Raw genomic sequence first — 10,252 nt, forward strand, 5'->3', positions numbered from 1 at the left:
AGGAATGAACGAAGAACTGTTTGCTGAGTTGGTGGCACAAATCAAAGTGGGGAAACAATTGCCGGATGCCGTTTACCTTCATAGAGACGCCCTCAATGCCCTTCCGAACGTTCTCACTCAATTCATTCCTGCCGTCGCAAAAGCCGTTAGCTTAGAAGATGACAACTGGAACCTAGTTAAGCTATTCAAGAAAGAGTTCCGCTTATCCCTGCTTCATTACCCTGACTTTTACACCGATTCCTACCCGGCTTTAAAACAGAGCTTAAACGTCGACCTCTCTAAACTCAGCCATAAAGTTATGAGCTACGAAGGCTCTGATAATCCTCCGATTTTGCACCGTAAAGAGACCATGATTCTGCCCGACAGCGAATACTTCGAGCACTTCACCTCTTTAACACAAGAAGGTGAAAATGCAGGGCTGTACGAGAACAGTCGCTTGATCGGATTTAAGCGCTCTTGGGAGAACTTGATTGCACGCCATGGTTACGAGCTTGTCGATGGCCGCCTGTTTCGTAGCTCTGCAATTACGCAAGTAGAAGACGCAGGGATAGACAGGCACAGAACCGCATTAGTACGACATGAGTTGTCTGCTCCGATGAAAACATTGGTCAAGCATGGTTACTTAGAAGGCTCTTACTCTATTTTCGACTACGGTTGCGGCCGAGGTGACGACTTACGAGAGCTTGAAGCGCATGGTTTAGATGTGCTTGGTTGGGACCCGAACTTTCAACCGGATAACGACAAAGTTAGTTCCAGCATCGTTAACTTAGGCTTTGTACTTAACGTTATTGAAGATCAAGATGAACGATTAGAGGCACTATTAGGGGCTTGGGAGCTAGCAGACAAATTCCTGGTGGTGTCTGTGATGCTGGCGAACGAGAACTACATTGCGCAGTTCAAACCCTATAAAGATGGGGTGATCACCTCTCGTAACACCTTTCAAAAGTACTATGCGCAATCTGAGATAAAAGCATACATAGAAAGAAGCCTTCAAGAAGACACCATTACCGTCGCGCCCGGTATTTTCTATATATTCAAAGATAAACTCGAAGAACAGCAATACCTACAGAGTAAATACAAACGACACCACAAGTGGCAACAACTGACTTCGCCAGAACCTATCGAAGCGAAAGATAAAGCCAAGCTACTTATCACTCAGCATCAAGACCTGTTCAACAACTTTTGGAATACCTGTTTAGAACTAGGCCGTATTCCGGCCAACGACGAATTTGAACACTCCGACAAAATCCGAGAGTTAATCGGCTCACACAAAAAAGTGTTCAATCTGCTGCAAGAAATGTTCGATACCCAAGAGTTTGAGCAAGCCGAAAAAAGCAGAAAGGAAGACCTTTTGCTGTATTTCGCTATGGGGCTGTTTGAGAAAAGAAAGCCTTACACGCAGCAGCCAGAGCCACTAAAGCGCGATATCAAAGCGCTGTTTGATGACTACAAAACTGCCATTAACCTCGCTGCCGAGCTACTGTTCGCGATTGCCGACACCGACTTAATCCAGCGGCAGTGCGAGAAAGCACATAACCAGTTACCAGCAAGCCTTCTAAACGAAGGGCACTCATTGATTCTTCATCGAGACTTTATCGATGAGTTACCATTACTGCTACGAGCATACGTTGGGGCGGGACTGCAAATGTATGGCGAGATGGATCAAGAGATAGATCTAATCAAAATTCATATAACATCCGGGAAGCTGACCCTCACCGCCTATGACGACTTTGAAAGATCGGTTCCTTTCTTAGTAGAACGCATAAAAATCAAGATGGCCGAGCAAGACATCGACTTCTTCGATTACGTTAATGAAGAACGCAGGCCACCACTACTTAATAGGCATCTTTACATGACAGCCGAACACGAGAACTATAAGAAACAGCTGAGCTTCGACAAGCGATTGGCGAAGCTCATGGAGTTTGAATCAAATGAAGAAACACATATGGTGAGAGCAGAATTTGAAGTGCTTTTAGGTAAACACAACAAAGAAATCAAAGGGTTCATAATCAACACCCAAGTACCCACGTAAACTTTTAGAAAAAAAGCGCCCTGCCATAGAAATCCCCTCTCTATCACTGTAAAATACTCGACCTATTTTGGCAAACCAATGTAGTATTTCGCACTTTCGAAACGCACACATAACAAACCCGACGCCTAGTATGTCATTTTTTGACAAACTAAAAATAATTAACTTTACTTATTTTTAGTTCTTACGTCATAAAAATAACAAACCAACTAAGGTCTTCCCATGCAAAATCAAGATTCAGGTTATTGCTACTCTTTTCCTGCTGTTAGAGGTATTCAAGCTGGACGTCCATTTTACATTGCGACATGCCCTCTTCGAATTATTCCAAAAATTTTCAGTTACAACGAAGATGACGTTCCACCAGAGCTAAGAGCTCAAAGAACTTTGAACAAAACTCGTATACCTGAAATGGTCAAGTACCTGCTCGATAACCCTAAAGAGTACGTATTCTCAGCATTAACAGCATCGGTTGGTGTTGATATCTCATTCCATGATCACGAAGGTGCACCTAATTTGGGTACACTTCAAATACCAATGGATGCGCAGATTCTGATTAATGATGGTCAACACCGTCGTAAAGCGATTGAGGAAGCACTGAAAGAAAACCCAGACCTCGGGCAAGACAATATTCCGGTCTTATTCTTTATCGATGAAGGCTTAGGTAGAAGCCAACAAATGTTTGCAGATTTAAACAAGTATGCCGTCAAACCGAGTCCATCCCTTGGCACACTTTATGACCATAGAGACGAAAGCTCAGAGCTTGCTCGTGAATTAGCAACCAAAGTGAAACCCTTCATCGGAATGACTGAAATGGAAAAATCCAATATCAGTCCTAAGTCAAACAAACTATTCACTTTGAGCAGCATAAAACAATCAACACGAGCACTTTTAAGTAAAGGGCCAAAAGATGGTTTCACTGAAGAAGAGAAGCAGTTAGCGTCTGAGTTTTGGGAAGAGGTCACTCGCCATATTAAAGATTGGCAAATGGTGATGGACAAACAAGTATCCCCAGCACAGCTTCGCCAAGAATACATCCACGCACATGGTGTCGGGCTGCATGCGATTGGCGTCTTGGGTAAACACCTGTTGTGCCAAGAGCCAAAGCAATGGAAAGAAAAGCTTCAGTTACTAGGGAAAGTTAATTGGTTGAAAACCAACCCTGAATGGATAAAGCGTAGCATGAACCACGGCAAGTTGAGTAAATCGAACATCAATATTCAGCTCACAGCAAACGCACTTAAAATTGAACTTGGGTTACCACTAACCCCAGAAGAAAAAGCTCTAGAGAAGCAGTTATCATGATACACGAGCTAAAACTGGCAGAAGATCTCGCCGAAGAATACCAAGAATTCATCAACGCTGAAGAGTTCGCAAATAATAAACTCAGCTATTATGTTGCTGACGTTCAACGCGTCTATTGTGCAGACAACCGCCCATGGGTGATTGGCTACAGTGGTGGTAAAGACTCCTCCGCGATCATGTCTTTAATCTATATGGCACTACTTGGCCTAGAAAAAGAACAACGCAACAAACCCGTATTTGTCGTTTCATCAGATACCTTGGTTGAGACACCTGTTGTTGTTAACCACATTAAAGACTCTTTAGCGGCGATACAAAAAGGCGCTAAGCGTGACGACTTGCCAATCAGCTGCCACAAAGTTGTGCCTGAGTCAGACCAAACGTTCTGGTCAAGTCTTCTTGGTAAAGGCTACCCAGCACCGACACGTTCATTTCGCTGGTGTACGGAGCGAATGAAGATCGATCCAGTTAGTGACTTCATCAAAAGCAAAGTGTCTCAATTTGATGAGGTGATTGTTGTATTGGGCTCACGTAGCCAGGAAAGCGCCTCGCGTGCTCAGGTTATCGCTAAACACAAAATTGATGGCTCTCGTCTAGCTCGTCATACAACGCTTGCTAATGCATTCATTTACACCCCTATTGATACATGGGCTGTTGATGATGTTTGGAAGATCTTGCGTTTATGTCACTTAGAGACAAAAGAAACGCCATTAGGTACTAGAAATATCTGGAAAGATGACTATGACCTAGAATGGGAAAACCCTTGGGGTGGCAAAAACCTAGTGCTTTGGAATCTTTATAAAGATTCTTCAGGGCAAGGCGAATGCCCAATGGTTATTGACGAAACAACACCTTCTTGTGGTAACTCTCGTTTTGGCTGCTGGACATGTACGGTTGTAACGAAAGACCGAGCGATGGAAAGCCTTATCCAAAATGGTGAAGAGTGGATGGCTCCTCTTCTAGAATTCCGAAATAAGTTAGCAATGACAACGGATCCAGCGAACAAGGAAGAATACCGAAACCACAAACGTCGAACCGGTAAAGTAAGCTACCAATATGCCAAAGAAGGTGAAGATATAGCGAGCGAGCGAAAGCACGTACCGGGCCCCTACTGGCTTAAATACCGTCGCCAATGGCTTCGTGAACTTCTAGAACTAGATAAGAAGTTTAAAGCTGAAGGCCGAGAGATTGAGTTAATCACGGTGCCAGAGCTGCATGCTATTCGCCAAGAGTGGATTCATGATCCAAATGAGCCAGACTGGGATGACTCTCTACCGACGCTTTTCAAAGATGTTTATGGTTATGACCTAGATTGGGTATACGACGATAACGCGAGTTTTGGTAAAGATGACGCACAGCTAATTCATGAGTTATGCGACAACTTCGATGTTGAGCCCGAGATGATCATGAAACTGATCGAGTTGGAAGTTTCTATGGAAGGTTTAAGTCGCCGTAGCGGTATTTCAAACAAAATTGCATCGCTATTGAAGCGAGACTGGGGAAGCTTGGAAGAGATCAAACAAAAGCATGCTTCTCTGCAGAGTAAGGCTGAATTTGATATTCACCAAAAAGAAATTGAGCGTTATAACGAACAGCTTGCTGACTTAGATAAGCAGCTTCAAAAAGAGTTTTAAATACTGAAATGTTGATTACAAAACTAACTTTAAACAACTTTCGCGTGTTTCGCGGTGTGCATGAAATCGACCTGCGCCCTGCTCCTGCTCGTCTAAGTAAAAATGGTCCTATTGAAGGAACCGAAAGACCAATCATTCTGTTTGGTGGTCTTAACGGTGCTGGTAAAACATCGATTTTGACAGCAGTACGACTCGCTCTTTTTGGCCGTCAATCATTTAGCCAAGTACTATCAAATGGCGAGTACGTGGATGCCCTATCCGAGCTTATTCATAAAGGTGTCGGCCATGGTGGCGTTCAAGATAACGCATCTATCGAGCTTGAGTTTAAATACAGCCAAAACGGTGAAGAGAACACTTATAAAGTGATTCGCGGCTGGAAACGAGGCAAGAAAGACAACCTTTGCCTTGAGAAAGATGGTATCCAAATTCCAGAGCTCAATTACGAACAGTGCCAAGGTTTTCTTAATGAACTTATTCCAACTGGCATCGCTGACTTATTCTTCTTTGATGGAGAAAAAATTGCAGAACTAGCTGAAGACGAATCTGGAACAGTTCTGAAAACAGCTGTACGTCGACTACTAGGTTTAGATGTAATCGCGAAACTCAAAAGCGACCTAAATATCTTCTTGAAAAAGCAAGGCTCCGGAGCTTTAAGTCAATCTCTTAAAGAAGAGATGAATGCATTAGATGAACAAAGAATTGATCACGAACGTAAAGCTGAAAAGCTTCGTGGTGAGGCTGATATTGTTGATGCTCAAATTGAGCTAGTATCACGCGATATTCTTAACTTGGAAAACAAACTTTCCCAGAATGGCGGTGCTTGGGCAAAAACCAGAGAAGATGAGCAACACAAAGTTGAAAGCTTGCTTAAAGAGAAAGTAGAACTTGAGAAACAGATTCGTATGGAAATGGAAACGAACCTTCCATTTTCACTTGCTCCGAAAGCAATGCAAAGGCTTCAAACTCAGATCAAACAAGAGCAACAAGTTAAGAAAAAACAAAACTTTGGTAATGAGCTAGATGCTTTCCTAGAAACTCTATGCTCAAAATACCCAAGCTTTGATACCGAGATGGCGCAAAACGCAATTGCAGATAGCTTTAAAGCACACGTAGGTGAATTCGATTCAACAGAGCTTCTTTTGGATATCTCTGATCGCCAAGCGAATACCATCGATTACCAATTATCCAACCTATCGCAAGATTCTTTCTCTCGTTTCGACAAAACAAGAGTGCGCCTCGGCAAAGTCGAAGAAGAGATCGACAATGCTTCAAATAATATCGCACGAGCACCTGAACAGGAGCAAGTGCAAGAGTTGTTTGCAGATGTCCGCGCATTAGATAAGAAAAAAGAAAAGCTGATTATCGAATATCATGATTTACTGGAAAAGGCTAAGCGAGAACTTCGACTAGCTTTAGAAACAGCACGTCAAATTCAGAAGCTACACGATAAACACAAAGACCAATCGAACAAAGATCAAAGTATTAGTAATGCGCAAAACTCAATCTTATTGCTAGATAAGTTTGGTGAACAGCTAACTAAAGCGCGTGTGAACCAGTTAGAAAATGAGTTCGTTCAGTCATACAAGAAGCTTGCTCGTAAGGAAGATTTACAACTCACAGCTTCAATCAACCCAGCAACATTCGATGTTGAGTTAGTTGATGAACACGGTATTAAGATCAACCGTAAAGCGATGTCTGCTGGTGAGAAGCAGATCTACGCGATCTCGATTCTAGAGGCTCTTGGCCGTACATCTGGTCGTAAACTTCCAATCATCATTGACACCCCACTAGGTCGGTTGGATTCACATCACCGTGACAAACTGGTAGAGAATTACTTCCCAACCGCAAGCCATCAAGTTGTGATTTTATCTACCGATACAGAGATCGATAGAAACTACACAAGTCTTATCCAAGACGATATTGCTCGTACTTATGAGATCTGTTTCGACGGTACAACTAAGGCTTCAACATTGAAAGACGGTTACTTCTGGAAAGAATCGATTAAGGAGGCTGTTTAATGCTACCTAACCGCATGAACTTAACTCGCTCTACTGAAGAACAGCTCAAAAAGTTAAAGGGTTATACTGGAATCACTCCAAACGTATCGGCACGTATTGCTTTCTTCCGTTCTATCGAAAGTGATTTTCGATACCAAGGCCAAGAAGCCAAACTAGACGGATCATTGGTGCTAGATAAGTACACTTGGCTTGGTGAAACTAGTGATGTGACCGAACTAATGTTGAAGATGTACTACCCAGAACTAGATACAAAAGCGTATCAACAAGCTTGGGCTGCACATGTTGAGGATGGAATTGCTTCTGTTCGAAACTGCAAGTCACTTAATCTTATTTCAACAATGCTATAAACTTCTGAACACTCTATAAAGTGGGGCTATACTATTAAGCCCCTCTTGTTAGTTCTATTTCACACCTGATAGTTTTAGCATTCTCTCGTATGCGATATTCATTGCTTTAGTAGTAGATGTATATATCTCAGGGTCACTAAAGTCTTCTTCAAGCTTTATCTTTTTTAAATATTCAGGAAATATATTTTTCATTGTGTCTAGTGAAACACCATCTTTCAAAAGCACTGCCTTCAAGTATTTAAATATACAAGCAATTCCAACAGTTTTCTTTAAGAAGTTATCATCGCCCACCTTGCTCCAAAAAACGTCATCAGTAGCTTCCAATGCAAGAGTCAAAACATCATTTATAGCTTGATCATTTCCTTCTATATATAAATCTCTCAATGGATATCTACCATCTCTATCCAGAACACCTCGGCCTACGATTGCATTATCATCAGCCGTTTTCTTCGTGTTCATTAAATACCTATCTTCCTTTGGATTATGACTAATAAGAGAAAGAATAGCCTCTACAATTGAAGAAGTAGAAAATCGCCAAGGAGGTAAGGCATCACGATCTTTCTTTGTTAAGTTTTTCTCATCAGCAGTACGGTACTTAACTCTATTTAGAAGCGGTTCTACTTTATTTAATTCACGAACAAAATATACAGCTAACGTTTCTGGTGGCCACTCGACAGGATCTACACTATCGATTTCATAACCAAATAGTTGATACGCCAGACTTTTATCTACTTTCCCCTGATTGTAGTTTATTGTAGAAAAAAGAAAAGCTTGATATGGCGTAGCTAAGTCTTCATATATTGAACATGATAAATCCATTGACGAATCTGCATAGTCAAATGCAAACAGCCGATGCTGACCATCAATTATAGACAAAAGCTTTGAGTCTTTAGGAACAATAACATCATATATTTCTTCAGAATCATCAATTGCCTTAAACTCAATTTTATTATTATCAGCATAACGACCTGACTCTTTAAAATTAGCACCCAATATAATAGGGTTTGGAAAAGCACCAGAATCACTATCAATAAATTGAGCGATTTCTTGGAGGCGTTTAGTATTCAAAGTCCGCTGGACACCTTGAACCTCTCCATCGTTATTTACAGCTTTCAAAGTATAGCTGATTGTTCTCAACACATCCGAAGGTATTTTACATATATAGTAATCAGAAAAAGGCTGCTTAATTTTTATCGCTTTAAACACATAAGGTTCCATTACTTTAATCCTCCACCGGCAAGTGGCTTAACATTATCATTTTCGGCTACAATATTTCCTGGATTAGTTTTAGGCTGTCTAAAGTCGGCTTTATTATGATTGACACATATCCATAAACTTACTGCTATAGCTGTTCCTACTAGGGTAAAAAAACTGAAACTAGTTGGTGCAGTCAATCCATAAAACGATAGTATAAACGCGACTATCCAAGCAGAAAAACCGGCAAAGTCATTCACTCTCTCTTCATTCAACTTATCTGGGCTCAAATTATTTTTCTCATACTTTTTTGGCCCTTGGGTCATGAAAAAGTCAAAGGCAATTCCACCTAAAATCCCAAGGTTAAACATAAACACAGCAAAGCCTTGAAATAAAGTAACTGGCAAAGAGCTAATATAATCGCAGGCTAAATAAATGGACTCTTTTAGCTTTGTGGAATCTAGATGAGTTGTATTAGACTTCTCAAATAGAACAGCCTTATACACTCCTAACTCTAATTCTCTCTTTTGAATAAAGCTATCTTCTTTCAAAGCCAATGATTCATGGCTTATATTACAAACAGAAGAAAGCTCTAGACTAAATGCCCATGGAACCCAAACACCAGCACTAGATATAACCATTATAATAAAAAATGAAAACACAAACTTGGGATTTTCTATCGATTTTTTCGGAACACCTAAAATATTTCCCTTAAGTCTTCTCCAATAACAAACCTTATTATTTTTCATTTATCTCCCCAACCAACTTTATGACCACTATCTCAAACATGACATTTAAACCAACTAATTATTAAACTAAACCCTCTCAACCTAATTAGATTTGAACACCTCACTTAGGTGCCATTCAACAGCCTTTTCAGAAGGATACAACGAAGTCTCTCTAGGCAATAGAATCTGCTGACTGGCATACTCCCAAATCAACATATCTACCATACCTCCTCCTGTTACACCTGGAGATACTTGAACTTTGTAATCACTATCAAGAGCAATCACTCCTCTATCGAGAGCCTTATGATGAATACTACATAAAGCAATGCCATTGGACACTTCACAAGAACCTGAATACTGCTTCCATTTTATGTGAGCAGCTTCAATACCCACTGGAACAGTGTCTAAAGCCAAATCAAAACCACATACAGCGCATCGATAGTTATAAGCACGTAGAACATTCTTACGGAAATTGGGATCACGTTGCTTAGTTGACGTATCAACTTCAAAACCGAAACGGACAAACAACTCTTCCTGAAGCGTATCAGGAAAGTTGTCTTGAATTAACTTAGAAGCTATCTTTTCTATCATTTCTGGATTAGAAATTAAGCTCTGATATGAGTTCGCATCAAACCCAGCCATTACATTGTATTTAATGAGCTCTGACTTTTTAGGGTCGGTATTACTCTTGCGGGGAATACACTCTTCACCGTTTTTTAATTCCCAAAAAGGATCTTTCTCATTGGCTAAACGCCAAAATGGATACTCTGGATGGTAAGCTTTTCGCGAAGGGCCATACTGAACAAGCAGCTCTTTAACCTGATTGTCCACTTCCTTCTCAAACTGGAACAAGCGCTCATGACCTTGCTTGTATTGAGACAAAGCATATAACAACATTAACGGTTTGTGCGGAGCGCGTTGTTCTCCACGCCGCCAACGTGAAATCATTTGAATTTTGTCGAGTAGATCCATCTGTAGCTTCCACAATAATAACCCAGTGCGA

At 41.0% G+C, this 10,252-nt stretch carries 8 protein-coding genes; 5 read left to right on the forward strand and 3 right to left on the reverse strand.

The window, feature by feature from the left end; all coding sequences use genetic code 11:
• Window positions 1-4: 4 nt before the first annotated feature.
• The 5 genes from L1D11_RS07865 (at window position 5) to dndE (ending at window position 7,327) form a co-directional block, all read left to right on the forward strand.
• Window positions 5-2,032 carry a DNA phosphorothioation-associated putative methyltransferase gene (locus L1D11_RS07865; protein WP_239862334.1) on the forward strand — a complete coding sequence of 676 codons (2,028 nt, stop codon included), beginning with the start codon at window positions 5-7 and terminating at the stop codon, window positions 2,030-2,032.
• A 219-nt stretch (window positions 2,033-2,251) separates the two neighbouring features.
• Complete coding sequence (gene dndB / locus L1D11_RS07870; protein ID WP_239862336.1) at window positions 2,252-3,331, forward strand: DNA sulfur modification protein DndB; 1,080 nt, start codon at window positions 2,252-2,254, stop codon at window positions 3,329-3,331.
• Window positions 3,328-4,962 (forward strand): DNA phosphorothioation system sulfurtransferase DndC, encoded by a 1,635-nt coding sequence (locus L1D11_RS07875; RefSeq protein ID WP_239862338.1) that lies wholly within the window; start codon window positions 3,328-3,330, stop codon window positions 4,960-4,962. The genes dndB and L1D11_RS07875 overlap by 4 nt, the downstream gene beginning before the upstream one ends.
• An 8-nt stretch (window positions 4,963-4,970) precedes the next feature.
• The gene (gene dndD, locus L1D11_RS07880) at window positions 4,971-6,980 is read left to right on the forward strand and encodes a DNA sulfur modification protein DndD (protein ID WP_239862339.1); all 2,010 of its coding nucleotides are present in this window, start codon (window positions 4,971-4,973) and stop codon (window positions 6,978-6,980) included.
• Window positions 6,980-7,327 carry a DNA sulfur modification protein DndE gene (dndE, locus tag L1D11_RS07885; RefSeq protein ID WP_239862341.1) on the forward strand — a complete coding sequence of 116 codons (348 nt, stop codon included), beginning with the start codon at window positions 6,980-6,982 and terminating at the stop codon, window positions 7,325-7,327. The genes dndD and dndE overlap by 1 nt, the downstream gene beginning before the upstream one ends.
• 54 nt (window positions 7,328-7,381) lie before the next feature.
• Here the strand turns inward: dndE and L1D11_RS07890 are convergent, their stop codons facing one another.
• From L1D11_RS07890 to L1D11_RS07900, 3 genes are all read right to left on the reverse strand, one after another.
• Window positions 7,382-8,545 (reverse strand): DGQHR domain-containing protein, encoded by a 1,164-nt coding sequence (locus L1D11_RS07890; protein ID WP_239862344.1) that lies wholly within the window; start codon window positions 8,543-8,545, stop codon window positions 7,382-7,384.
• The gene (locus L1D11_RS07895) at window positions 8,545-9,270 is read right to left on the reverse strand and encodes a hypothetical protein (protein WP_239862346.1); all 726 of its coding nucleotides are present in this window, start codon (window positions 9,268-9,270) and stop codon (window positions 8,545-8,547) included. Before L1D11_RS07895 ends, L1D11_RS07890 begins: the two co-directional genes overlap by 1 nt.
• An 81-nt stretch (window positions 9,271-9,351) precedes the next feature.
• A complete protein-coding gene (locus L1D11_RS07900; RefSeq protein ID WP_239862348.1) occupies window positions 9,352-10,221 on the reverse strand; it encodes a phosphorothioated DNA-binding restriction endonuclease in 870 nt (289 codons plus the stop codon).
• Window positions 10,222-10,252 lie beyond the last annotated feature (31 nt).

It is taken from the genome of Vibrio sp. Isolate32 (genome assembly GCF_022397955.1).
In the GTDB taxonomy this organism is placed as follows: domain Bacteria; phylum Pseudomonadota; class Gammaproteobacteria; order Enterobacterales; family Vibrionaceae; genus Vibrio.

Coding starts and splice junctions, on each gene's coding strand:
- L1D11_RS07890 (WP_239862344.1), bottom strand. CDS start 8,545: ATGGAACCTTATGTGTTTAAAGCGATAAAAATTAAGCAGCCTTTTTCT.
- L1D11_RS07895 (WP_239862346.1), bottom strand. CDS start 9,270: ATGAAAAATAATAAGGTTTGTTATTGGAGAAGACTTAAGGGAAATATT.
- dndD (WP_239862339.1), top strand. CDS start 4,971: ATGTTGATTACAAAACTAACTTTAAACAACTTTCGCGTGTTTCGCGGT.
- dndE (WP_239862341.1), top strand. CDS start 6,980: ATGCTACCTAACCGCATGAACTTAACTCGCTCTACTGAAGAACAGCTC.
- L1D11_RS07865 (WP_239862334.1), top strand. CDS start 5: ATGAACGAAGAACTGTTTGCTGAGTTGGTGGCACAAATCAAAGTGGGG.
- dndB (WP_239862336.1), top strand. CDS start 2,252: ATGCAAAATCAAGATTCAGGTTATTGCTACTCTTTTCCTGCTGTTAGA.
- L1D11_RS07900 (WP_239862348.1), bottom strand. CDS start 10,221: ATGGATCTACTCGACAAAATTCAAATGATTTCACGTTGGCGGCGTGGA.
- L1D11_RS07875 (WP_239862338.1), top strand. CDS start 3,328: ATGATACACGAGCTAAAACTGGCAGAAGATCTCGCCGAAGAATACCAA.